Origin of the sequence: Mesorhizobium sp. B2-4-1 (genome assembly GCF_006442185.1) — a bacterium.
Classification (GTDB): domain Bacteria; phylum Pseudomonadota; class Alphaproteobacteria; order Rhizobiales; family Rhizobiaceae; genus Mesorhizobium.
The window spans coordinates 16,136-39,566 of the sequence record NZ_VFVN01000021.1; the positions used below are offsets into that span (position 1 = coordinate 16,136).

Genomic DNA, 23,431 nt, shown 5'->3' on the forward strand with positions numbered 1-23,431 from the left:
GGCTGGAGGTCACTGCAATTCGTCCGTGTCGCTCAACTCAGGCATCCGATCCATTCTGTGGGCGGTCGAAATGCGTGCGCTGACCGTATTTGTCCGCGCACGCCGATTTCCGCCTAGACCAGAGCTCACTCTGGATATGAACGAATGTGAGTCCTGGCGAACACGCCGCCGCTTCAGACTCGCGCCATCGTGTTTTGAACTTTCGGCTCAGTGCATCCGTCGATGATCAGTGCGGCTGCGCCGCCTCGCGCAAGAACCACGCGCGCTTCTCGGCGGCGTCTATGTACCCTTCGAGAAGGCTTGCCGTCGCAACGTCGTCCAACTCGTCGCAGAGCTTGTGCGCCAGCCGCATCGAAGCCGCCAAGGCCAAGTTGCCCTCCATGAGCTCGGCGAGCATAGCGACCGGTGCAACGCCATCGGCATCGTTGTCCGCAATGGTTCGCAGCCGCGCCGCCTGCCCAAGCGAGCGGATCGTCCTGCTGCCGGCCGCGCGGACGCGCTCCGCGAGTGGGTCGATCAGGTCGAGAATGTCGCTCGCCTGCTCGTCCAGCATGAGGTGGTAATCCCGGAAATGGGGGCCGCTCACGTGCCAGTGGAAGTTTTTGGTTTTGAGATAGAGCGACAGAGCGTCAGCAAGGAGCTGGTTGATTTTTGCCGCGAAGGTCGCAATCGAGTTTCGCACCGCCGGCTCGTCTCGCTCGCCGTTCGGCAGCTCTTGGACATTTGTTGTCATGTTGGCAGCCCTTTCATTGTCTTTGTACGTGGGAGTCCCTGGCGTGCGTGGAACGAGCGGGGAGGGCGCGTGCTCGTCAAACCGCCGGTTAGGGCGACGATCGCTTTATTGACGTTCTCGAGCGCATAGCCGCCGACCTGTTCGAGCGATGTGGAAGGTCCGGCATTTCGTCAGGCGCCACGCCGCACGCGACGATCCCAGGGCGGGGGGACGCAAACGCCTCGATCAAGTCGACTCGAGCAGCTTATGATGAGCCGTCTTCCACTGACGGAGTGTTGCCGTTCGATGTAGGCTTGCAGCCAAGTCATGCACGACGAGCGCGAGGCCCGTCGCCGATCAAGGGCTTCGGCCTAATGGTTCGCGCCGCCTAGCGGCTTTAGGTTCGCACAAAATTCCGCGTAAGGCTTGCTCATTGCCTCATCTTGGCACTCTTTCATCATCGCGTCCTGATCGCTCTTCGACATGCTTTTCCACGCGGCCTCGAATTCGGCCTTGGGCTTCATCGTTTTCATTCCTGCATCATTGAAAAACGGCGCCATCATCGCTGGCGAGTCGAGAGCGCCTGCGAAAGCCCCGCCACCAAGCGTTGAAAAAGCCAATGCTCCGAACAGAATGGGTCTCAGGTTCATTAGTAGGTGTCCTTCTGGTTTGCGGGAGTTCTTCTGCAATGTGTGTTTGCCCAGGATCGAAAATTGCGTTGTTTCTGGCGCGCTCAGATTTCGCCCGAAGCCGCCAATCCAGGCCAATGAAAACGTTGTATGGATTTCATGCCGGTCGGGAATTGTAGGCGACGAATTCTTCCACTTTCGCCAAAAGCAAATGATGTCAGACAAAGATCACGCTCATCAGATACCGGCGGTCAGTCTTCAAAACCGCCCAAGCCGCTTGTAAGTTCGTTCTCCGCTTTCCACGTAGCGAGCTGCACGTCAGAGCCGGTCGTGGAGGCGCCCTGTCGGAGGCTGGGTAGCAGGACTGTCCGTGACGACCTCATCCCGGCCGGTTATCGATTGGATGTCCGCTTTCTATGATCTTACCATGTCGGCGACCGGTACTCTCACTACTGCGTGTGGCCGGTCAGAGGAACTCCAACATGGCGACGGAAAAGGCGGTGTTGGCTGGTGGATGCTTCTGGGGCATGCAGGCCATGTCCCGGCGAGTGCGAGGCGTGGTCTCGACACGCGTCGGCTACACTGGCGGCGACCTCCCCAATCCGACCTACGGCAACCATCAAGCGCACGCAGAGGCAATCGAGATCATCTTCGATCCCGCGGTGGTAAGCTACCGGGCCATCCTTGAACGCTTCTTCCAGTTTCACGACCCGACAACCTACGAGCAGGAGCGACTTTGGACCAAGCTAGCTGCCATCTTCTACCCCCGACGAACGGCAGAAGGAGACGGCGCTCGCGACGGCCGCAGAAATCGATGTCTCTGGGTTGTGGCCCGGTCCTGTCACGACTGAAATCAACTCCGAGGAGCGGTTCTGGCAGGCCGAGGCCGAGCACCAGGACTACCTGCAACGGCACCCGGGCGGCCAAAGCTGCCATTATCCGGCCAAACTGGCGACTGCCGTCGGCTCGTGCATGCCAGGCGACGCGGACCGTCGAGGGACCGGAGGACTGAGGCGCCTTCCAGGAGCCTGCCATATCCCCTTGTGCCCGAACCTAAACGAGAGGGTCGATACCCGCAGCTCCCAGCTCGGCTATATCGGCCTCAAATTCAACTAAGCCTTGTCGCGCGCCAATGACCTCTCGCAACTCGCTCACTACTGATGTGCCTGGAGCTCGTTTCCAGGCTTGAAGGCATCGGCTGTTATCGTGCGTCGCGCCACCACCTCACGAGTAATCACCGCCGCTCTGCTGAGTGAGGTTACCGAGATAGTCGCGCTTCCCAATAGCCGCACCGAGCCGCCTGAGGATCGCGTGAGCAATCGAGATGTGGAAGAAGAAGTCAGGCAGAACCAGGTGCCGGATATAGTCGTCGCCGCCGTACCACCCGCGCACGATAGGCGGCGTCAGCTCGTATGTGTGGGACTGCGCGCCGGCAATTTCCTCCGGCTGCACGTTTTGTAGAAAGCCGCGCGTCTCAACGAGCCGCCCCTTCAATGCTGGATACATCATCGCCGTGGTGCGGGGTGCCGGCGGGTGGCGCTGCATCAACTTCGCCATGTGCGCGTCGACCTTGTTGCAGCTTACGGAGAACTGTCCTCCGAAAGACAGCATGCTGGGCGTGAGCCGTTCGCCAAGGATCCTCCCGGGATCGAATCCCTTGCTCCGCTCGAGCGCTTGAGCGTGGTCGAGATAATCATCCATCACGTTCAGGCCATGTACCATGACAGGGACAGTGATGTCATAGACCGAGAAGGACACGCCAATCTCCATGCGCTCGTTTGTACTTTGAACGTCCGTCGGACCCGAAAGGTCGCTGACGGGAACGAGTGGTCACAATAAGCCCATCAATCTTCCGATTTAGCCACGCCAGTCTGCCGGACTCGACATTGGCTCGGAGAAACCGCCGCAGCAGGTGAGCGCCTACGCGTGCGGCAGGCTGGAGCCGCTCCGCTGACCTGCGCGAGCGCCACTGCGGTGCCGGCGACCGGCGCAATGGCAACGCCCAGGCTGACAGTCCTCGGTAACTTCATTGGAGGTCTCCTTTGTCGCTCGCTGAAGACACTATGACTTGGCTGGCGAATTCAATCGCTTTGGAGGCGGCCACGCATCGCGACCGGGCGAATGGACGTCAGCATCCGACTCAACCGACGAAATTAGAAATTCCTTTTGGATATGCATTTGATAGGAATGGGATATCGTTGTCCAAAAGCTCCGGTCGCAACCGGCGTCGCGTCGGTCTTCGATCAGCCGTCGAGGAACGCACCGTACTCAGGGTGCGGCGCGGCGTAGGAAGACATGAAGGGGCACTTCGCGATCGCTCTTTTGCCGTCGCGTTGCAATGCTTCGAAAACGCCATGCGCCAGCCGCGATCCGTACCCAGGCCGGACAGCTCTTATGACACCAATGTGTGCAGGACGACCCCGCCGTCTTCGAATCTAGAGGCAATGCAAACCGGCTCATGGCGGATTGTCCCGGATCTCCCTTTTCACCTTCTGTCTCCTTGCTCATCAGCCTAACAAAGTTAGCAGCCAATAGGCGGTGGTCTGCCGGCAAACGGCGAGCGAAGCGTGTGCCTGGAAGCACGGCGATCGAATAACGCGGCGCAACGCCCCACCGTCAGGACGTTGGCAACGCGGGCCACGAAGACGCTTCGCAGCTCATAAGGCAATTTCTATCGACCGCTCTAGGACATCTCGGATCGCGCCGTTATCCATCAAGACCCATTGAGGAACTCCTTGCCACAAGCTTGCGGAGCCGCATTGTTTGGAGCCACTCCCTCGAATGGTGCATCGTCCGGTATGGCCCCCATGCGGACGAATCGGCTCCCGACCGTCACCCTGCACTCACGGCGACAGGAACGGTATGACCGGTAAGGATTAAGGCGTCGGCTGGCTGCGTGCATCGATCGGCACGTGTCTCTCACGGGCGAACGCGGATGACCGTTTTCCCCGCGCGTCGTTCGGTCGAGTTGAAGGCGGCGATCGCCTCGTCGAGGGGCGCGACTTTGCCGATGTTCGTCCGCAGCCGTCCGTCCCGCACCCGCTGGACGATCTCGCTCAGCTGGGCACGATCGGCTTCGACGACGAAGTCGACCGCCAGGCCCTCCACGGGCCGCGTCTCGGCCGGGCCGACGACGGTCACCAGCGTGCCTCCGGCTCGGATCAGCGCCGCGGACCGCTTCTGGATGTCGCCGCCGATGACATCGAACACCAGATCGACTGCGCGCACGTCTTCCAGGGTGTCGTTCTCGAGGTCGACGAATTCGTTTGTGCCGAAGTCGAGCGCCTTCTGGCGGTCGGCAGAGCGTCCGGTGCCAATGACGTAGGCGCCGGCCTCTCGTGCGAGCTGCGTCACCATCGACCCGACGGCGCCGGCCGCACCATGCGCAAGGACGCTCTGCCCCGCCTGAAGACGGCCGTGCTGAAACAGTCCCTGCCACGCGGTCAGGCCCGAGATCGGCAGGCTAGCGCCCACCGTGAAGTCGATATCGCCCGGCAATGGCGCGAGGTTGCGCGCTTCCATGGCTACATACTCCGCCAGGGTGCCGTCGCGATACCAATCGGCGAGGCCGAACACCCGCTGGCCCACCGACAGTCCCGTCGTACCGTAGCCCAGGGCGGTGACCACTCCGGCCAGTTCGTGCCCGGGGATCGATGGCGTCCGGTCGCCGTCGACGCGATCGGTCCAGGTCGAGGGCCACGTCAGCTCGGTCGGGACGAACCCCGACGCATGGATCTCGACGACGACATCGTTTATCGCCGCCTGCGGCTCGGGCCGCTGCACCAACTTCATCCCGGCCGTTCCTGCAGCCTGGTCCGTCACTACGATCGCTTTCATGGGAATTGTCTCCTCGGGTCTTTTGTCTGTTTAGCGGAAATGCTTCATCGATGAGCGCGATTCGCTCACGGACGAATGCGGATGATCGTCTTCCCCTTACGTCGCTCGGTCACGTTGAACGCGGCGATCGCCTCGTCGAGGGTTACGACTTTGTCGATGTTCGTCCGCAATCGTCCGTCCCGCACCCGTTGGACAATCTCATTCAGTTGGTCACGATTGGACTCGACGACAAAGTCGACCGCCAATCCATTGGTGGGCCGTGCTCCGGCCGGGCCGGCGATGGTCAGCGGGCGCGGTATCAGCGCTTCCGCAGGAAACATCACGTTGGCCGTTACCTCGACGAAGCCGGCTTCGTTCCGGCCGAATGAAAGATAGAAGGGCGTTGGCGATGGCAATCTGGTGGCGATAGTACTCGCGGAAGCATCCACGGCTTGGGAGGAGGTGGGTTGGGATGCTTCCGCGAGAGCGGCGATCTTTGCCGCCGTTCCTGCCAGGACGCCCGGCGCCAGCGAAGCAGCGCCCGCGGGGAGCGGCAACGTCGAGAAAGCCGCGACGGACGTATGGAAAATTTTGTCGCTCTGTTCGTTGCTCAGGAAGTTGCAAACCACTTTTTGGTCGCGGCATAATCGCGAGTCCATAGAGCGCTCCTTTGCAGCCCACGCGCGACGCGCTGCAATAAATTCAATCGATGTCAAGGCGGCCGCGTGTGCTCGGCCGGCCCAGCCAGACTCAAAGATCGGACGCGGCGGACGAAATTAGAAATTCCCTTTGGACATGCTTTCGATAGGCGCGAGGTATCGTCATCCAAAGGTGCCATGCTCACAATTGCCCAGGGCCGTTGCAAGGACGCTCATTGCCGGACTGTCCCGGATACTGTCGCAGACCGAGGAGCCGCGTGGCCGCGCGGCACGCACAGTGTAGGTATGACGCTGACGTCCGATACTGGTGCGTCGCGATCGGTCGGTCGCGAATTCGGCCGTGCGACCGAGACTCGGGGCTTCCTGTTGAGGCGCCTAGGCATCGGTTTGTGTGAATTTATAAAGTTTGCCGGTCGCTGAGACGCTCAGCAGGATCATTCATGTTGCGCCTGAATATATCTAATTCGACTTCAGCCACTACTCCGTCAGCTGCAACTGAGTGATTGTTCAGCGTCTTCAGTTGAAGGCAGTGAAGATCGAACCGATCAATCCCACATCAGGTGGGAGCGTGAATGGCCCTTCGCCCGGTTGCGCAGGCCGAAGGCGTGGGCGAGATGGCATCGTCCCGCTGTCTCGCAGCCGAGCTGGGCCTGAGCACCATAAAGAAGGCTTCTGGACGTGGCAGGCGAGCCGTTCTGGCGTATATCGCGACAAGACCTCGACAAGTTGATGACCACTTTGGACGTCACCCTAGTCAGCCTGTCGGAGTGCACGCTTGCGGCGGGAGCCCACTTGGCGGTTGCCCGCGCGGCAACCTCCACCATCCACTACTGCTTTCGAGGCGCCGGGTTCATTCTCCGTGATCACGAAACGCCCATACGCCTGATACCGCACACGCTGGTAGTCGTCCCTCCTGGGCGAGCGATGACGATCACCGCAACGGAGCATCCGATCGCACTAAGGAACGCCGGCAAACACAACAACGGCGGCTTCACACTGGGGTCGTCTCAGCGGCACACCGTCGGAGACGGTGATCCGACACTGGTGCTTGCGTGCGGGGCCTTCCGGGCCACTTTTGGTCCGGCGCTCGACTTGTTCGCCTCCTTGGCAACGCCCATTGTCGAGAGGTTCGACGTGCACGACCAGCTCGACCAAGTGATGACCTACGCGATGGCCGAGCTCGCAGCCCAGGAGGTTGGTGGAGGGCCGATGTCGGCGGCACTGCTGAAACTTGTTCTCCTCGCATTGCTCCGGCGCAGCCTGGTGTCGACGAACGCGTGGGTGGAGCGGTTTTCGAACTTGAGCGATCCTCCGATCGCACGGGCATTTGCCGAAATGGCCTCGCACCCATCCGCGCCGCACACTGTCCAGAGCTTGTCTCATGCCGTCGGTCTCAGCCGCTCGGCTTTTATGGCTAGGTTTTCCGCCGCCTTCGAAGAGTCTCCAATGTCATTGCTCCGCCGCGTGAGGATGCGTCACGCGGCGGACCTGCTCGCGGCCAATGCGCTGTCTGTCGATCAGGTCGCCCTGAACGCCGGCTACCAGAGTAGAAGCAGCTTCACGCGCACTTTCCGCAGATATTACGGCAGCGACCCATCAGAGTACCGCGCCAAGGCGCAGCGAGCCTGGTCCAACAGCGCTACGCCGATCGAAGACGCGATCGAGGAATCCGACGCAGCCTGACGCCGGTGTTCGCTCCGGGATTGCGTAGGCGCGACCGCGGTAAGGTGCGCTGGACGCACCAGCGCCCCCAGCAGCCACGGGACGCTTTGAGACATCAAGGCTTTCAGGTGGTACACGAAGATCATCACGGCTCCGCGTTTTCTCTCAGCCGAGGCGACGTCGCGGAACTCACAGAAGGCTTTCGGCGATCCTCCGGCGGAGCGCCTTCAAGTCGTTCGCGAACAGGCGGACCGAGCTGTCCGCCGCCAAGCGGAGTCCTGAGAATTGCCAACGCGTGTGCCGGAAAGAAATTGCGATAGCTCGCGCGGAGGTATCCCGGCGGCGTCACGCAAGATCCGCCGCGTAGAACGAACTGCCCGGACATGAACTGCCATTGTATTCGCCGACCGCGCCCTCGACCGCGCGGAACCCCGGTGAGGCGAGGACGGGCTGTGCGTGTCCATTCCCAGGCGTCGCCGAACATCTGATGCATCCGCGCTTGGAATCTGAAAGCTGTGTCCGGCCGTCCAAATCTCGCAGCCTTGTCGTGTGTGGGCGACTTCGCGGCGGCGGGAATATTTAACAAAACGGTTTGTGAGGCACATGCAGTCAAGATGTGCCCGCCGCAGGTCACACGTACCGCAGCCGCCCTCAGGCGGCGTTCCTTCGCGGCAACTTCCAACCCGGCCGGACGAAGTGACAGGTGTAACCGTTCGGGTAACGTTCCAAGTAGTCCTGGTGCTCGGGCTCCGCCTGCCAGAAATCGCCAGCGGGATAAATCTCGGTCACGACCTTGCCCGGCCACAGTCCTGAGGCTTCAACGTCGGCGATCGTGTCTTGCGCGACGCGTAGCTGTTCGTCGTTGGTGTAGAAGATCGCAGACCTGTAGCTCGTGCCGCGGTCGTTCCCCTGCCGGTTGGGCGTGGTCGGGTCGTGTATCTTGAAGAAGAACTCCAACAGGTCGCGGAAGCTCGTCTTGCTTGGATCGAAGATGATCTCGATAGCTTCTGCATGCGTGCCGTGATTGCGATAGGTGGCGTTCTTGACGTCACCGCCGGAATATCCGACCCGTGTCGACACGACGCCGGGCAAACGCCTCATCAGCTGCTGCATTCCCCAGAAGCAACCGCCGGCAAGGATCGCTCGTTCTGTACTCGCTGCCATTGTCAGACCTCCTGTTTTGCAACGGGCTTCGCGTACTGGCCGTACCCTTCGCTCTCCATTTGATCGCGGTGGATGAAACGAAGGGAGGCCGAGTTCATGCAGTATCTCAACCCGCCCTTGTCGAGCGGTCCGTCCGGGAAGAGGTGGCCCAAGTGGCTGTCGCCGTGCTTGGAGCGGACCTCGGTCCGTGTCATGCCATGCGAGCTGTCGTCCTTCTCTACGACGTTCGCGGCCTCGAGAGGCCGCGTGAAACTCGGCCACCCGGTGCCGCTGTCGGACTTGTCGAAAGATGCGAACAGCGGCTCGCCGGAAACCACGTCGACGTAGAGGCCAGGCTCCTTGTTGCCCCAGTATTCGTTGGCAAAAGGGCGCTCGGTCCCGTCAGTCTGCGTGACGCGGTGCTGCTCAGGAGTCAGCTTCGAGACCGTCGCTGGGTTTTTCCTATAGGTCGGCATTTCGCGGAGCTCCTTCTCGCGCAGGCTGGAAGAATAGGTAGCGGGTTGGCGAGCGTCTAATCACCTCGGGCTATCGAAACGATGCCATCGACGCAGCGCAAGCGGCAAGAAGCACTGCTTTGGCGAGCCGTCGGTCGGAGTGATTCCGTCCTCGACATGCTTGTTCAAAGCCGTCGATCCCTGTCGGGGCGACGCGCCCACCGGCCGCGGTCCGCAACAGGTCGTGGTGTTGGGTGGCGGACCCCTCCGGCTAAGACGTGGAAGCGGCACGGCGCAGCGAGGCCAAGATTTGCGCCGGCTCCGCCCGAATCGTGAAGTCGGGTTCGACGGACGCGCTGCGGATCCGGCCCTCCGTGTCGATGATGTAAGTCGCGGGAATGGGCAGCATCCAGACTGGCGAACCGTGCCGCGCACCGAAGTCGAAACCGAGCCCGGAATAGTGCGCTTTGATTTCGTCAGGCACCCGGAACAATATGCCATACGACAACGCAACGCCGTAGTCGACGTCAGACAGTACCTTCAGGTCTAGGCCCAGACTTCGCTTGAGTTGCCGCGGGAATTGTCCCGTCTCGGGTGTCACGACCGCGAGAGTTGCGCCGACGCTCTCAAACTCCTCCTTCGCCGCCTGAAGGGCGCACAGCTCGGCGGTGCAGAACGGACACCAGTCTCCTCGGAAGAAACTCAGGACGAGGGGGCCGCCCCGGCGCAGCTGGTCGGAGGAGTGAAGACGACCGTCCGCGTCCGGAAGGAGGAAGTCCGGCGCGGCATCTCCGACCTTCAACGCGTACGATACCACGTCTGTATCGCGAAGCCAGCCCACGAGGTGGTTGTATGACGCCCAGTCCGCTTCGCTGAACCTCGTCAACAGCTCCGAACGAATCTGGGCGAGTGTCTTGTCGATCTGGCTTGGCATCCGTTTGGCGTCAAACTGCGGATCGGTTGGCTGGAAGCGGTTGGCCGGCGGCGTGCGTGCCGCGGTCATGCCGGCACGCCCGCCGCCTTCGGAAACGTTGGGTCCAGCATCCCGCGATGGGGGACATCGATCGACCAGTCGCGAAGCCGCGCGACCTTGACAAAAGCGTCCAGCGCCGGCGAGTAGCGGCGCCCCTGCACAGCCAGCAACCGGACTTCCCGCCAAACCTGATCGCCTTCGAGCGGAATGGTCTTGAGTGAGGGAAGGCGCGGCATGTGCTCTGGTGCGAGCATCACGCCGAAGCCAGCCGCCGCCATGTGCTGCAGGTGCAATTCATGACCGCTGCAGTGGCCGAGATGGGGTGGTCCCTTTGGAAAATACGTCTGTTGGATTTTTGGGGCGACGTCGCATCCCGCGCGATCCAGCAAGACGGTCTGTCGGAGGTCGTCGATACCGATCGATAGACGGTTCGCCAAGCGGTGTGTTGGCGCGAGAACTGCGACGTAGCGCTCCTCGAATAGCGACCAGTCGTCGATGCGGGCGGGCATGTCGGGCACGTCACCGACGATTGCGGCGCTGATCTCCCCCTCAAGCAATAAATCGACGAGTCTCTGCGCTACACCCTCGTACAGCTCCACGTGAAGTCCAGGCACGAACTTTGCAATCTCCGCGATCGGATCGAGCACGAGCGACGCCGAGATGGAGGGGGCGAGGCCGATCTTCAGTGGTGCGACCTCCTTGCGCTGGAACTCCTGGGCTCTGCGACACACCGCCTCCGCCGAGGACAATGTGCGTTCCAGCATCGGAAGGACTTCCTTTCCGAGGTCGGTGAGCTGCGTCAATTGGCGCTCACGGTAAATCAATTCGCCGCCGAGCTCCTGCTCAAGCTTCTGCACCCCCTTTGTCAGGGCGGGCTGCGTTACGTTGCACTGCTCGGCCGCGCGAGTGAAGTTGAGGGTGGCCGCGACGGCGAGGAAGTAGCGGACTTGATGAAGCTCCATGTGTTTTCTCCGTCAAGTGGCTGACCATTATGATGGCGAGGTTATGCACCCGGTGGCGTGCGGGGCACGCCGTAACAACGGAGCATGGATGCCACTTGCAGGCGCACGTTGGAATGGCCGGGTCTATTCGTTTGGACGCCCGGACACGCTTTCTGGAGCCCCAGAAAGCGGCTAGTGCGCAGCGAGGTTGGCGAGGACCGGAATCAGATCGCACGGGTCGCCGCGTCGCGTATAGTCGACACTGATATCGGCGTATTTGATCGTTCCGTCGGGCGCAACGACGTACCGGGCCGGCATAGTCAACGTCCAGCTCGGATCGCCGTTGAAGGTCGCGAGATCTATGCCGCATTCCTTCTCGACGAAACGCAGTTCGTCGGAGGCCCTCCAGCGTAGGCCGAAAGCGTGCGCGACCTTGCCACCCGCGTCGACCAGGCTCGCGAATGAAAGGGCATTCCACCTCTGCGTCTCAAGGCTGTTGTGGGCCGTCTGTTGTGAGATGACAACCAGCGAGGCGCCGAGGCTGCGTATGTCGTGAGAGCACGCCTCGATCGCGCGAAGGTCGACTGTGCAGTAGGGACACCATCTCCCCCTGTAGAAGAAGAGAACCATCGGGCCTCGACGCAGCGCCTCGCATGATGAGAATGCCCGGCCATGCCCATCATGCAGCCGGAACGGAGGGGCTTGATCCCCGGCCTGCGCGGCCCGCTCGGCCAATCCGGATGTGGCAAGCGCTTCCACCGCCCGTTGCCGAACCAGCGTCACGTTCGGCGGGGTCCTGGCCAAATCCTCGGCTCTAACGGCGTCCAATTCGTCTTGGAGTAACATCTTCGGCTCGTCGCGCGCGGCCCGGCATGCCACTAGCATAATCGCTGGTGCAGCGTGGCTCCGGTAGTCTTGCCGCGCGAGTTTGAGTTATTTTTCTCATGCATGAATGATCGCCCGAGAGAGAGTTGGCTACTTCGTCGTTTTTGCGCATATCTTTGGCGCGGAGAGCTTGGCCAGGTCGGCCGCAAGCGACTTGCGCAGCCGAGAAGCGGCGAACTCCATGAAGCGCCGCAGCTTGAGGGGCAGGATCGCCTGTCCGGTGTGCACCAGATGCACCGGGATAGGGTCAGGCTCGTAGTCCTCCAGGATGATCCTGAGCTTCCCCGCGGCCACAGGCCTCGCGATTTGGTAAGAGAGCACGTTCGTCACGCCGACGCCGGCGAGCGCCGCGTCGATCGCGGACTCCGCCGTGTTGATCTTCAGCCGACAGTAGGGACGCACGCTCCTCGTCGCCTTGCCGCGCGGCTTGAAAACCCACGTCATCCCAGCTGCGAGCGCCGTGAACGTCACGCACATGTGCTCGGCCAGGTCGTCAGGCGTTTTCGGGACGCCATGGGCGGCGAAATAGTCGGGGCTGCCGCACACCACACGCCTGATCTCGCCCACCTTCGTCGCGACGAGTGTGCTATCGGGCAACATGCCGACGCGGACGGCCAGGTCGATGTGCTCGTCGACGATGTTGATCGTGTGATCGGTGAGCGTCAGTTGAATGCTGATCTGCGGGAAACGCGCGAGGAATTCATTCACGACAGGCACTACGTGGAAGCGCCCAAAGACAATAGGCGCGGTCATCGTGAGCGTACCGCGCGGGACTGTGTACTCCCCAGAGGCCTGCGATTCGGCTTCCTCGACCTGTTCCAGGATGCGTTTGCAGGCGGCGACGTAGGCGAGCCCCGCTTCGGTCAGGGACAGTTTCCGCGTCGATCGGACCAGCAGCTGGGTATTGAGGTGGGTCTCCAATTCGGCGACCTTCCGACTGACGGTCGGTAGAGGGACGCCGAGCTGACGGCCTGCCGCGGAGAAACTGCCGGCCTCCGCCGACCTTACCAAAAGCGACATTGCTTCAAACCGGTCCATTTCTCTCACCCTCCGAGAGGCCATTTCTCACGATTAGGCAATTATGGCGCCGAACGGCAGAGGCTACCACAGCAATTCAAAAACCGAGCCGGCCAGAGTCCAACGGAGAAGAAATGTCCCGCATCGCTATCCCGGGTCGCGACGACGCGCCTGCCGAATCCCAGCCAATCCTCGACAACATCAACAAGATGCTCGGCTTCGTACCGAACCACTATCGCCTCATGTCCATCAGTCCGAACGTTCTGGGCGGCTGGGCCGGTCTGATGGGGTCGCTGTCCAAGGCCCTCGATCTGAAGACCCGGGAGGGCATCGCGCTCGCGGTTTCGGAGGCAAATGGCTGCGACTATTGCCTTGCAGCGCACAGCTATGTCTCAACGAACCTCGCGAAGATCCCTCCGGAGGAAATCGATCTAAACCGGCAGGGCCGATCGAGCGACTCCAAGCGCCAAGCTGCGGTCGCCTTCGCGAAGGCGCTTATCGAGACGCGCGGCAAACTCTCCGACGCCCAGTTTGCGGCGGTCAAGGATGCGGGCTGGACGGATGCTAGTACCCTCGAAATGATCGCGCTGACTGCTCAGTTCCTGTTGACCAACTTCGTGAACAATGCAGTGCGGACCCCGATTGATTTTCCGGAGGTGAGGCCCGCGAAGGCAGTCTAACGCCAGGTGACGCCGCTCTCCGGCGCTCGACGCGACGATGCCGATGCGTTCGCCGTCTACCTCGCGGCCCGCTAGCAGATGATTTCAGGTCGAATCGACCTGAAATCTGAATTCGTCTCTAAATCGGAGAAGTTGAGCATGGTGTCGCCCGAAAACCGCTTCACATTCTTCGGCATTATGCCTCTAGTCGGGGTCGATGTTCGGGATCGGAAGCTTGCGCAAGTCGTCGTCATAGCTAGCCGCTCGCCCGACGCTGACGTTGTCGTTCGTGCGGATGTCGGCGCTGAGGCCAAGCGTCCGCCCCACCGGACACATGGCCGCGGCCTGCATCAGTTGGGCACGTTCCTCGTCGCTCAGGTTTCCTTCGAGCCGGATGGAACGCTCGAAGGAGTCGCGGCTGCCCTCGATACCGTGGTGATATGAAACAGCCACCTCGACATGAGACAGCGGGAATTTCCGCCTTCGCGCCTGCAGCCGTATCGTCATCGCTGTGCACGCGGCGAGCGAAGCGCTGAGCAGCTCGTAGGGGTTTGCCCCGGCCGTGATGCCGCCCCTCCCATTGAGGCCGCCAATGGAGAATTCCGATGCGCCGGCGCGGCCGTTGAGCGCGCCGGCGCCGTCAAGATCGCCGCCTACCACGGCCTGCGGGTGGGGAGCGCCATCATTCGAGTTCGTCATCGTGCTTTCCTTTCAGGTTTCGACAGGGCCTTTTGGCAGGCCCGCCTTGACCAGGTATCGTAGCTACGGCCTCGCGAGCGCGACCTGGCTCCCCCGCGGCCCGCACTTTTGCGAACGTAGGGTTTATCACGCTGCGGGTCGACGGTTCCCGACAGTGGGTATCAGGCGTGGAGGGTCTCGCCACCTTCGGCATCCGCGTAGTACTGAGGCGCCTCGCGACGGTCATACTTTCCGTAGTCGCGCACGATCCGCACTCTTCGGATCCTGGCCTTGTTATTCGGCGCAGAAGCGTCCTCATAAGCCTGCGCGGCAGCGGCGTTCTTCCACGATATGAGGAGAATCAGGTCGCCGGGCGTGAGTACGGCGTCAAAGATGTCCCAGAACGTGCTGTCGGCGGCCCACGGATTCAGGCCAAGCCACTCGGCACAATCGTACGGGTTGTTGGTTTGCTTCCACTGCGCGGGGCGAGTCGCGTTGATCAGCGTAACCGTCGTGCCCTCCCCAAATTCAGTCTCATCGAGCCTTTGCTCCGTGAGGGCGTACCCCGTCGGCAGCTGATTGTCGGCAGTGATCTGACCCACGCGCAGGTGGTAGTCGGCGAGGATTTCGTCGCGGCCTTTCTGCTGGAGTTCGTGATGATGCCTGCGGGTGCGCCAGCGCACGAGCGACTTCTCGTCCCGCCAGTTCGAAAGCGAAAGGATCCAGCCCTCGCGGATCAGGCTCTTGTAGCGGATGTTGTCGACGAAGCCCTCTTCCTGCTCCAGCTCGGGGCGCAGCATCTTGGCGCTGTCGAGGTAGTCATCCCAGTTCTCTTTATTGAGGAGGACTTCGAAAATCACTGAAAACATGTTCGTATCCCGTCTCTAGAGTGCTTCGACGCAGTCAGTCCCAATGTCGAAATGGCCCGACAAAGGCACATATTCTTGACGGCAGAAGACGTTCCAGCCGTCGACATCGGTCGCCTTGGACAGCACCCCAGTGGCTCCCGTTCATTCACTGCGCGGGTCCTCGCATTCAACCACTAAAGTCGCTGCAGGCCGCACGGATAATCTGGCGTTTGCGAAAATTATGCTCTCGCAAAACGAAAGGAACGGTCCCTCAAGCGCCGTAGCGTTCGGCCTTGATCGCTCTCGCTTCCAGTCCCAATGCGAGCGCCGCGTCCGCCGCGATGTCAACGAAGGCAGTCGACCCGCACACGAAGACGCTGCCGGGAGAGACAGCCTGACGTGCCGCGACGTCGGCGACCATCGCCGCGTCGATCCGCCTGCTGAAGTCGCTGCTGCGCATCGCCGGCTCGCGCGTCAACGCCAGGGCGAGTGCGAAATCGGGAAGCGACCTCTCGAGCTCGAGGAGCTCGTCCCTGAAAAGCACGTCACGCCAGGTCCTGGAGGAGAGCAACAGCGCGACAGGCACTGGCTCGCCGCTGGCCTTCCGATGCCGGATCATTGCCATCAGCGGCACGACGCCGGAGCCCGCGCCGATCAAGAGCAGCGGTTTCGCTGTCGGTCCCGGCCAGAGGAAGTGACCGCCAAGCGGCCCGCGAAGCTCGATCATATCTCCTGCTCGAGCGACGTCGTGGAAGAACGGGGAGACCTCGCCGTCCGCGAGGCGCTCGATCGCCAGCTCGATCACTTTGGAATTGCCCGGGGCCGACGCGATCGAGTAGCTGCGCATGGCAGTGTAGCCGTTGGGTGCAGTCAGCCGCACGTCAACGTGCTGTCCGGCCGTATACTCGAACGGTTCGGATAGGCGAAGAAAGAAGCTCTTTATAGCCGGCGTTCTCGTCGCGATCTCGACAATCGCGCAGCTCTGCCATCGCGCGGTTGTGCCAATCGCTTCAGTCATTCGTGTATCGCTGCTCGCGCCACGGATCCCCGTATATGTGGTACCCGCGCAGCTCCCAGAAGCCGGCCTCGTCGCGCTCGGTGAACTGAAGCCCGTTTACCCACTTCGCCGACTTCCAGAAGTAGAGATGCGGCACGAAGAGCCGCGCCGGCCCCCCGTGGTCGCGCGGCAGTGGCTGGCCTTCGTACTCGAGTGCGATCATCGCCTTGCCCGTCGCGAGGTCCGCCAGTGGCACGTTCGTGGAGTAGCCGTCGTAGCAATGGGCGAGCGCAAACGGAGTGGGTGCGCTGAGGCCGGCGTCGGCGAGGATATCGTCGACGGCCACGCCCTGCCACGCGGTGTTGAGCTTCGACCAGGAGGTCACGCAGTGGATGTCTCGCGTCATCTTGGTTCGTGGGAGGGCGTTGAACTCCGACCAGCTCCAAGCTTTGACCGGACGAGGTCCGACCTTTAGCGTGAATGTCCAGTCCGCGGGCTCGATCCTCGGCGTGGGACCGGCCGTAAGCACCGGGAAATTGTCGACGAGGTGCTGTCCCGGGGGAATCCGATCCGATAGTTCCGATCCGGATTGGCGGCCGGTAAAACCGCGAGTAACCATGGCGGACATCCTTCCTCGGCAGGTAAAAAGAGCGTCGTCCCGCGCAACGCCAAGCCGTAGTGCGCCGGATGAGCAAGGTACCGGCGTAACATAGTATTCCGCGCCGCGAATGGGAAATGACGTCACGCCATGAAGTCGATAGCCGGGCGTTATGATCGCCGTCCGCCTTCCGCATCGGCCTCGCGTGCGCCCGACGCCGACTGCTCCAGCAGCTCGGTCAGCATCCTGACGGCCTCCGTCAGCTTCAGGACTTCGCGCTCACGTAGTTGGTCGATCTTTTCATGCAGCAACTCTATCTCGAGCTCCGCCTTCACGTTGATGCGGTAGTCATTCTCCGCGGCCTTGCGATCGATGTCCTGCTGCCGGTTCTGGCTCATCATGATGACTGGCGCGGCGTAGGCCGCTTGGAAAGAAAGCGCGAGATTGAGAAGGATGAACGGGTAGGGGTCCCAGCCCCTGATCGCGCTGACTAGGTTGGCCCCTATCCAGACGACCAGGATCGCACTTTGCACGATGATGAAACTCCACGATCCCATGACGCTGGCGACGGCGTCAGCTATCCTTTGCCCGGGCGTCAGGCACGCAGCCGCCGCGGACTCATCCATGTCCTGGAGACGAAATGAGCGACGCGCTCGCCTGAGGTCGGCGAGCAGGTCATGCTCGGCTTGTTCCATGCCGTCCTGGTCTTCCACCTTCTCTTCCACGTTGCCAGCACCGTTCCGCTTGATTGCACGGTCGACGCGCCAGCGCCCCACCGCGTTTTTGATCGCGTCGTTTAGCCGTGAAATTTCGTGGCGATATCCGCGATGGCTCGTCGCCGGCACCGGGCGCCGGCAAGCTCGTTCTCGGTCGGCGGCCGCTGCGCGTCGGGGCCGGCAATTGTCGTGGCGCCGTAAGGCGTACCGCCGGCGATCTCATCGACTTTCCTTTGGCCGGCAAACCCGCAGTTCATTCCGACCATCGTCATGCCGAAGTGGAGCAGATTGGTGATGATGGTGAACAGCGTCGTCTGCTGGCCGCCATCCTGCGTCGTCGATGACGCGAAGGAGCCGCCGACCTTGCGATTGAGGGTTCCCTTCGCCCATAGGCCGCCAGCCTGGTCGAGGAAACTTGCCATTTGGGACGACATCCTGCCGCAGCGCCTGCTTGCGCCCAAGACGATCGCGTCCTACACGGCGAGGTTGTCGATGCACGCGACTGGAGCGGTCTGGTCGAGGTTGTCGTTGGCTGCCTTCGCGCCTCCGGAAATAGAAGTTCAGGCACTCGCTTCACGTCGGCGGACGCGCCCGCCTCGCGCGCGCCCGCGGTGATTTCGTGTGCGAGCTTTTCGATGTGCCCGTAGGAGGAGCAGTAGAGTACTAGCACTTTGGCCATGGGAGCCGTCCATCGTATTGACCGCCGCCCGCTTACGCGTCTTCGGCTATTTCGAAGCATGCAGAAAACCTCCGGCGCGAGGGCGTCCGGTCGGGTGCTTGCTTTGCTAGCATTAAGTTTCGGGGCAGGAAGGGTAAACGTATCGTATCAATAACTGCCGGGAATGCTGCGCTATCGCTGCAATCCTATGGTCGATCGTCTGCAGCGCGGAGTTCCCTGAGAAGGAAGTCGGTAAACGCACGGGCGGCGGGCTTTATGGTCTTTGCGCTGACAAAGAGCGCATTCAGTTCCATCGAGCCGAAATCCCAGTCGGGCAGCACCCGAACAAGTTTCCCGGCGTCGAGCTCTGCCCGCGCGCTGTTTTCGCTCGATGCGGCGACCCCCAACCCGGCGACAGCGCTTGCCGTGGCTACTTCGTTGGTGGTGATCGAGAGCGCGCTATCAACGCGCACGGAGGTGATGCGGCCGCCCTTGCGGAAGGAGAAAGTCGGCGAGGGATGCGCTGGACTGATGATCACCGAGTGGTGCACGAGATCCGACGGCATCGTGGGTGTGCCGCGCTCCTGTAAGTAGCCTGCCGAGGCCGTGAGTACCCTTGGCTGGTGGATGAGTTTGCGCGCCATCGCGCTGGAGTCGGGGAGGGCGCCGAACTGCAACGACACGTCGAGGCCCTCAGTCACGAGGTCTGGGTAGCGGTCCGTCACTCGGAGCTCGATTTTCAGCGCCGGATGCTGCTTCGTAAACGCGCCAAGCCGCGGGATGATCTCCCTGAGCGCGAAACTTGTCGGCGTGCCGACGCGAAGCGAGCCGCGCAACTCTCCTGTTCCGCGCGCCTCGTGGTCGGCATCGTCGAGCGCTGCGAGGATCGTTTCGACGCGCATCAAGTACGTCGCGCCGGCCTCGGTCAGCGTCACTGCTCGCGTGGTGCGGCTAAAAAGCGTCGCGCCGACCTCCTCCTCGAGCGCAGCGATCAGCCTGGATGCGGACGGCTGCGACAGGCCAAGTTCGCGCCCGGCACGGGAGAAGTTGCCGACGCGCGCGGCGCGAGCAAACAGTCTGAGTGCTGAGAGTCGGTCGTTCATCACTTGGTGGCTCGCGGCGGGCTACACGGAGGTCGGATCCAGCACGAGGGCCAGGATCGTATCGAGCGCGGCGGCCACCGCCACCGCAGCGCAGACGGCGGCGACCCCAAACCCCCGTGCTCGTTGGAAGCGAAAAAGGCCGACTGCGGTCGCGAGTGCGGCTTTCCAGGCATTCATCGGTCTCCTCAGCGGCACCATGCTCTGCAACACCTGGGAAGTAGTGCCTATCGACTCTCAACATAATCGTCTATCTGTGAGACACCGCCTCTCGGCATATGAGAGTAGGTAGTTTGCGTGCTCCTGGCGGCGCTATGGGATGTCGGCGGCAAAATCCCCTGCGATTAGGAAGTCACGGTCCCTCGCTACGAGCCGCCCCCACGCTTCTGATCTCAGCGCGCCTCTTCATTCAGCGCGCAGCGCAGTTGGTGTCAAACCGCGAAACGCCGGTATCATTCAACCGCTCGTCGCTCAGGTGCGGTCGTTAGCTCTGGCCGCTGATTATCTTTTTGCCGCGGGGCGCCGCTTAGTCCATGCCGGCCGCGCTGATCGCCTTATATTCGTGGAGCAGCCGCGCACCCATACAGCGCAGCGCGCCACGGAAGGTCAGGGTGCGCCAATGGCCGCGCGGAGCCAGGGCGCACAGCCGCTTCCACTTCGGCCGCCAACATGACAGCGAGCCATGTTGGCCTTGATCCACGGCTCATCGAACAGGCACTGGGGATCGCGCCCGGTCTGCGAGGATCCAAACGCAAGCGCCTGCTGGCGAGATCAGCGCACGCCAGATACGCGTTAGTCTTCCAGGTGTCTTTTATAAATTTTGAGTAGAGGCGAAGAGATTCGATTAAGTCGGCTCCGATATCCTGCGCCAACTGGAAATCAGGGCGACCGAGATTCCATCTTGCCATTTGCTATTCATCAGCGCTTCCGCACCTTGATGACCTGGACCAGTCTTCCGGCAGTGATCGCCCTTGCGGTGCTGTTAACTGCCGGAATTTTTGCGGACCATCAAAACAGCATTGTAACCGAGCAGGCATTGCGCGTTGACGTTGCGAAGGAGATGAACCTCGTTCGCGCCAAACTTGAGGGTAATGTCAACGGAGACCTTCAACTGGCGCGTGGTCTGGTCGCGACGATCGTTACTGAACCGAACATGAGCCAAGCTCGCTTTGCCAAACTGGCAAAGAGCCTCTTTCGCGAGAAGACACAGATCAGAAACATTGCCGGCGCCCCTGACCTGGTCGTCTCGTTGATGTATCCGAGGGAAGGCAATGAAAAAGCGATAGGGCTGGACTTCCGCGAAGACGAAAAGCTGCGCGAAGCAGTACTTCGGGCACGCGATAACAAGCAACTGGTGTTAGCCGGGCCGGTAGAACTCAAACAAGGAGGTCAGGCATTCATCGGGCGATTTCCTGTCTTCCTTGACCGTGACGGCCCTCGCGAGACGTTCTGGGGCATAGTGGCCGCCGTGATCGACGTTCCGAAGCTGTACGCGGACAGCGGTCTTTTAGACAAGAACCTGCCAATCCAAATCGCTCTGACAGGTAAGGACGCTCTCGGGAGAAGCGGGGCGCGATTTTACGGTCCCGCGTACGTGACGGAACAAGATCCCGTCACTTCCGAGGTGCGGTTGCCGACAGGATCTTGGCAAATTTCCGCCATTCCCAAGGGTGGCTGGAACACCACGCCCCGCAACGCCTGGATTTTGCGACTAACAATGCTCATCGGCGGCGCCCTGGTCGTGGTTCCGATCGTCTTTGCGGGGCGGCTTCTCAATCAGCGGTATAAGCATTACGCCGATCTGCGCCGCGGCGAACGACGACTGGCACAGCTTTCAGAGAGGCTGGAGCTTGCGCTTGACGCCTCGCAAATTGGCGTCTGGGAGCAGGATCTCGACTCGGACATTATATTCTGGGACGACCGCCTGAACGAAATCTATGGCAAGTCAGCAGATGGCGAACCAAGGACCTTCGAAGAGTGGTCAAGATCGATCCACCCTGACGATCTCGACGAGGCTAAGCGGGATTTCGCGCAAGGGATCGCAACCGGCATATACTCTTCGCAATATCGTGTGGTGCTTCCCAATGGAGTTGTCCGACACGTCCGCGTGCGTGCCAAGACTTACAGGGACGGCACCGATCACAAAATGGTTGGCGCGGAATGGGACGTGACGGCGGATGTGATCCAGACACGGGAACTGGAACGGGCAAAGGATCTCGCCGAAACGAGGAGTGCTGAGCTTGAGGCGGCGACAGCGCGCAATGAGCATACGGCGCTTCACGACTCACTGACCGGCCTTCCGAATCGCCGCCACCTTGACACGATGCTCGATAGCTACGCCGCCACAGGCTCAACGCCTGGCAGCGGCGCCGCGCTTCTGCATCTTGATCTCGATCGTTTCAAACAGATAAATGGCACGCTCGGCCATGCCATCGGCGACGCCGTGCTGATCCATACCGCAAAGGAGCTGACATCAACTGTTCGCTCATCAGACTTCGTTGCCCGAGTCGGAGGCGATGAGTTTGTGGTAGTCTGCAGACGCGATATCTCAACTGATCAGCTTAAACAGCTGGCCGACCGCATCATACATAGATTGCGGCAGCCGATTCCCTACAAGGACCATCAATGCCGTATCGGCGTTAGCATCGGGATCGCAGTCGATGCGGACGGTCCCATCGACGGCCCACGCCTGATGGTCAACGCGGATATAGCCCTTTACCGGGCCAAGAGTCGGGGACGCAATCGATATGAGTTCTTCACCCAGGACCTCCACTCTGAGATCATCCGGACCAAACGGGTAGCCGACGAGATCCTCGCAGGGTTGGAACGCAACGAGTTTGTTCCACATTACCAGCTACAGTTCGATGCCAAAACGCTAGAGGTTGCGGGCGTTGAGGCGCTGGCGCGCTGGAACCATCCCGCCGACGGACTTCAGACGCCAGCCGGGTTCCTCAAGATTGCTGAAGAGTTGAATGTCGTTTCAATTATTGACCGACTAGTACTGGAACAAACCCTCCACGACTTTGATCGCTGGCAGAGGGCCGGCCTCCTGGTTCCGCGCGCTTCGGTGAACGTGTCCGCGAGACGGCTTCAGGACGAGGAGCTGATCAACAGCCTGACGTCACTTTCGATAAAACCAGGAACCGTTTCGTTCGAACTTCTAGAGTCAATCTTCCTCGACGACAACGATGAGCTTATGATCTGGAACGTCAACCAGATCAAGGAACTCGGAATCGACATCGAAATTGACGATTTCGGCACCGGCCATGCGTCGATTGTCAGCTTGCTCAAGCTTCAACCGCGACGGTTGAAAATTGCACGCCAGCTAGTTGGTCCAATCGCCAGGTCAGCCCAGCAGCGAGAGGTCGTACAATCGATTGTGCAGATTGGCCGGTCCTTGGGCGTGGAGGTCATCGCCGAAGGTGTCGAGACGATGCAGCAGGCCAAGGTCCTCAAGAATTTAGGCTGTGACATCTTGCAAGGCTATGCGCTGAGCCGACCAATGACCGCACACGGCATCATGAAGTTGTTAAACAACCGGCGAATGCTCGCAGCATCGTGAGATCAGCGCGCGCGCACGACGAGCATCGGCGCCCGCCAACCCCCGTTGCGGCCCCTGCGCATGACCAAGCGGATGTACAAGCGCCATTTCACGCGCCAGACCAATGGCTTTTCTAACAAGGCAGAGGCTCACGCCAGCCCGGTGGCCTCCATTTCAGGTATTACAATTGAGCGACGCATTGATGCCTCGCGCCGCATGACGCAGGCGATAGCCGCTGGCGTCACTGGCAAGCTTTTGGAGATTGGTCACATCCTTAAGCTTCTCGAAGGGAAGGAAGCAGAACCGAAGGCTCGCGGCTCACTTCGGATACGACAGGCCGGGTAGGTTCTTTCAGGTTGCAAAGTAGAAATGTCGCATTGGCCGTTCCAAAGGGCAGGGTGCAGCAAGTTAGAAATGCGACAATTAGGCGGACCCTGGCGCCGACGGAGCGCCCGATCGGGCGTAAGCTGGTCGGGGTTGCGCAGCGCGATCGGGTGCGGTTCCAGTAGGTTCCCCTCGGCTTTGGCTTTGAGAGCCGCTTCACTCGGCTGCGGCCAACCTTGCCAGTGCCTGTTCTCGCCGCGCGATGACAGCAGGATCGTTCATGAAATCCGTCCTGCGGCCCGGCCTCGTTCCGCGCTTCTTGTAGGCGCTCTGCTCGCTGTTGGTCTTGATCTTCGGCGGAGGCCGCGCCTCGTCCTGCTGAGCCTTGATCCAGGTCAGCACTTCGCCGAGCCGCTTGTT

General features: G+C 61.3%; 22 protein-coding genes and 5 pseudogenes. 5 read left to right on the forward strand and 22 right to left on the reverse strand.

What is annotated here, in order from left to right:
* Positions 1-226 precede the first annotated feature (226 nt).
* Entirely contained in the window at positions 227-733 is a 507-nt protein-coding gene (locus tag FJ949_RS29650; RefSeq protein ID WP_140501480.1) for a DNA starvation/stationary phase protection protein, read from the reverse strand.
* Positions 734-1,083: 350 nt separating this feature from the next.
* Positions 1,084-1,566: a hypothetical protein gene (locus tag FJ949_RS31110; RefSeq protein ID WP_318013163.1), complete on the reverse strand. Its 483-nt coding sequence runs from the start codon at positions 1,564-1,566 to the stop codon at positions 1,084-1,086.
* Between the two features lie 257 nt (positions 1,567-1,823).
* On the opposite strand from FJ949_RS31110, the pseudogene msrA (FJ949_RS29660) reads away from it, so the two are divergent.
* Positions 1,824-2,353 (forward strand): annotated as a pseudogene (gene msrA, locus FJ949_RS29660) (peptide-methionine (S)-S-oxide reductase MsrA).
* Between the two features lie 212 nt (positions 2,354-2,565).
* On the opposite strand, the gene FJ949_RS29665 reads toward msrA (FJ949_RS29660), so the two are convergent.
* The 3 genes from FJ949_RS29665 to FJ949_RS31115 form a co-directional block, all read right to left on the reverse strand.
* Positions 2,566-3,099, reverse strand: coding sequence for a DUF1993 family protein (locus tag FJ949_RS29665; protein WP_181165396.1), 534 nt, complete (start codon positions 3,097-3,099; stop codon positions 2,566-2,568).
* Positions 3,100-4,260: 1,161 nt separating this feature from the next.
* Complete coding sequence (locus FJ949_RS29670; protein WP_140501484.1) at positions 4,261-5,178, reverse strand: NADP-dependent oxidoreductase; 918 nt, start codon at positions 5,176-5,178, stop codon at positions 4,261-4,263.
* A gap of 65 nt (positions 5,179-5,243) precedes the next feature.
* On the reverse strand, positions 5,244-5,816 hold the full coding sequence (locus tag FJ949_RS31115; RefSeq protein ID WP_347439607.1) for a zinc-binding dehydrogenase: 573 nt from the start codon (positions 5,814-5,816) through the stop codon (positions 5,244-5,246).
* A gap of 729 nt (positions 5,817-6,545) precedes the next feature.
* Between FJ949_RS31115 and FJ949_RS29680 the strand changes: the two genes are divergently transcribed.
* On the forward strand, positions 6,546-7,499 hold the full coding sequence (locus tag FJ949_RS29680; protein WP_210242148.1) for an AraC family transcriptional regulator: 954 nt from the start codon (positions 6,546-6,548) through the stop codon (positions 7,497-7,499).
* A 234-nt stretch (positions 7,500-7,733) separates the two neighbouring features.
* On the opposite strand, the pseudogene FJ949_RS30960 reads toward FJ949_RS29680, so the two are convergent.
* The 7 genes and pseudogenes from FJ949_RS30960 to FJ949_RS29715 all read right to left on the reverse strand — a co-directional run.
* Positions 7,734-7,971, reverse strand: a pseudogene (locus FJ949_RS30960) (SUMF1/EgtB/PvdO family nonheme iron enzyme); the annotation flags it as partial.
* A 158-nt stretch (positions 7,972-8,129) separates the two neighbouring features.
* Positions 8,130-8,642 carry a peptide-methionine (S)-S-oxide reductase MsrA gene (gene msrA / locus FJ949_RS29690; protein WP_140501488.1) on the reverse strand — a complete coding sequence of 171 codons (513 nt, stop codon included), beginning with the start codon at positions 8,640-8,642 and terminating at the stop codon, positions 8,130-8,132.
* 2 nt (positions 8,643-8,644) lie between these two features.
* Complete coding sequence (msrB, locus tag FJ949_RS29695) at positions 8,645-9,097, reverse strand: peptide-methionine (R)-S-oxide reductase MsrB (protein WP_140501490.1); 453 nt, start codon at positions 9,095-9,097, stop codon at positions 8,645-8,647.
* 250 nt (positions 9,098-9,347) lie between these two features.
* Positions 9,348-10,079, reverse strand: coding sequence for a peroxiredoxin family protein (locus tag FJ949_RS29700; protein ID WP_140501492.1), 732 nt, complete (start codon positions 10,077-10,079; stop codon positions 9,348-9,350).
* Positions 10,076-11,011 (reverse strand): LysR family transcriptional regulator, encoded by a 936-nt coding sequence (locus FJ949_RS29705; protein ID WP_140501494.1) that lies wholly within the window; start codon positions 11,009-11,011, stop codon positions 10,076-10,078. Before FJ949_RS29705 ends, FJ949_RS29700 begins: the two co-directional genes overlap by 4 nt.
* A 171-nt stretch (positions 11,012-11,182) precedes the next feature.
* Complete coding sequence (locus tag FJ949_RS29710; protein WP_281405129.1) at positions 11,183-11,773, reverse strand: peroxiredoxin-like family protein; 591 nt, start codon at positions 11,771-11,773, stop codon at positions 11,183-11,185.
* 192 nt (positions 11,774-11,965) lie between these two features.
* Positions 11,966-12,913, reverse strand: coding sequence for a LysR family transcriptional regulator (locus FJ949_RS29715; protein ID WP_140501498.1), 948 nt, complete (start codon positions 12,911-12,913; stop codon positions 11,966-11,968).
* A gap of 113 nt (positions 12,914-13,026) precedes the next feature.
* On the opposite strand from FJ949_RS29715, the gene FJ949_RS29720 reads away from it, so the two are divergent.
* A complete protein-coding gene (locus FJ949_RS29720) occupies positions 13,027-13,572 on the forward strand; it encodes a carboxymuconolactone decarboxylase family protein (RefSeq protein WP_140501500.1) in 546 nt (181 codons plus the stop codon).
* 183 nt (positions 13,573-13,755) lie between these two features.
* Here the strand turns inward: FJ949_RS29720 and FJ949_RS29725 are convergent, their stop codons facing one another.
* From FJ949_RS29725 to FJ949_RS30965, 9 genes and pseudogenes are all read right to left on the reverse strand, one after another.
* On the reverse strand, positions 13,756-14,250 hold the full coding sequence (locus tag FJ949_RS29725; RefSeq protein ID WP_140501502.1) for an OsmC family protein: 495 nt from the start codon (positions 14,248-14,250) through the stop codon (positions 13,756-13,758).
* Positions 14,251-14,411: 161 nt separating this feature from the next.
* Positions 14,412-15,098, reverse strand: coding sequence for an antibiotic biosynthesis monooxygenase (locus tag FJ949_RS29730; RefSeq protein ID WP_140501504.1), 687 nt, complete (start codon positions 15,096-15,098; stop codon positions 14,412-14,414).
* 250 nt (positions 15,099-15,348) lie between these two features.
* The gene (locus tag FJ949_RS29735) at positions 15,349-16,095 is read right to left on the reverse strand and encodes a ferredoxin reductase (protein WP_181172182.1); all 747 of its coding nucleotides are present in this window, start codon (positions 16,093-16,095) and stop codon (positions 15,349-15,351) included.
* Complete coding sequence (locus FJ949_RS29740; RefSeq protein ID WP_140501506.1) at positions 16,088-16,693, reverse strand: sulfite oxidase-like oxidoreductase; 606 nt, start codon at positions 16,691-16,693, stop codon at positions 16,088-16,090. Before FJ949_RS29740 ends, FJ949_RS29735 begins: the two co-directional genes overlap by 8 nt.
* Before the next feature lie 149 nt (positions 16,694-16,842).
* Positions 16,843-17,517, reverse strand: coding sequence for a DUF1003 domain-containing protein (locus FJ949_RS29745; RefSeq protein WP_224647543.1), 675 nt, complete (start codon positions 17,515-17,517; stop codon positions 16,843-16,845).
* Positions 17,469-18,067 (reverse strand): annotated as a pseudogene (gene wrbA / locus FJ949_RS29750) (NAD(P)H:quinone oxidoreductase). The gene FJ949_RS29745 and the pseudogene wrbA overlap by 49 nt, the downstream one beginning before the upstream one ends.
* A gap of 185 nt (positions 18,068-18,252) precedes the next feature.
* On the reverse strand, positions 18,253-19,149 hold the full coding sequence (locus tag FJ949_RS29755; RefSeq protein WP_140501511.1) for a LysR family transcriptional regulator: 897 nt from the start codon (positions 19,147-19,149) through the stop codon (positions 18,253-18,255).
* Between the two features lie 21 nt (positions 19,150-19,170).
* Positions 19,171-19,326: a hypothetical protein gene (locus FJ949_RS30485; protein WP_181165398.1), complete on the reverse strand. Its 156-nt coding sequence runs from the start codon at positions 19,324-19,326 to the stop codon at positions 19,171-19,173.
* Positions 19,327-19,729: 403 nt separating this feature from the next.
* Positions 19,730-19,872: pseudogene (locus FJ949_RS30965) on the reverse strand (IS630 family transposase); the annotation flags it as partial.
* 211 nt (positions 19,873-20,083) lie between these two features.
* On the opposite strand from FJ949_RS30965, the gene FJ949_RS29760 reads away from it, so the two are divergent.
* Both FJ949_RS29760 and FJ949_RS29765 read left to right on the forward strand, forming a co-directional pair.
* Entirely contained in the window at positions 20,084-22,708 is a 2,625-nt protein-coding gene (locus tag FJ949_RS29760; protein WP_140501519.1) for an EAL domain-containing protein, read from the forward strand.
* Between the two features lie 60 nt (positions 22,709-22,768).
* Complete coding sequence (locus FJ949_RS29765) at positions 22,769-23,032, forward strand: hypothetical protein (RefSeq protein ID WP_140501513.1); 264 nt, start codon at positions 22,769-22,771, stop codon at positions 23,030-23,032.
* 195 nt (positions 23,033-23,227) lie between these two features.
* Here FJ949_RS29765 and FJ949_RS29770 read toward each other — a convergent pair.
* A pseudogene (locus tag FJ949_RS29770) lies at positions 23,228-23,431 on the reverse strand (ISNCY family transposase); the annotation flags it as partial.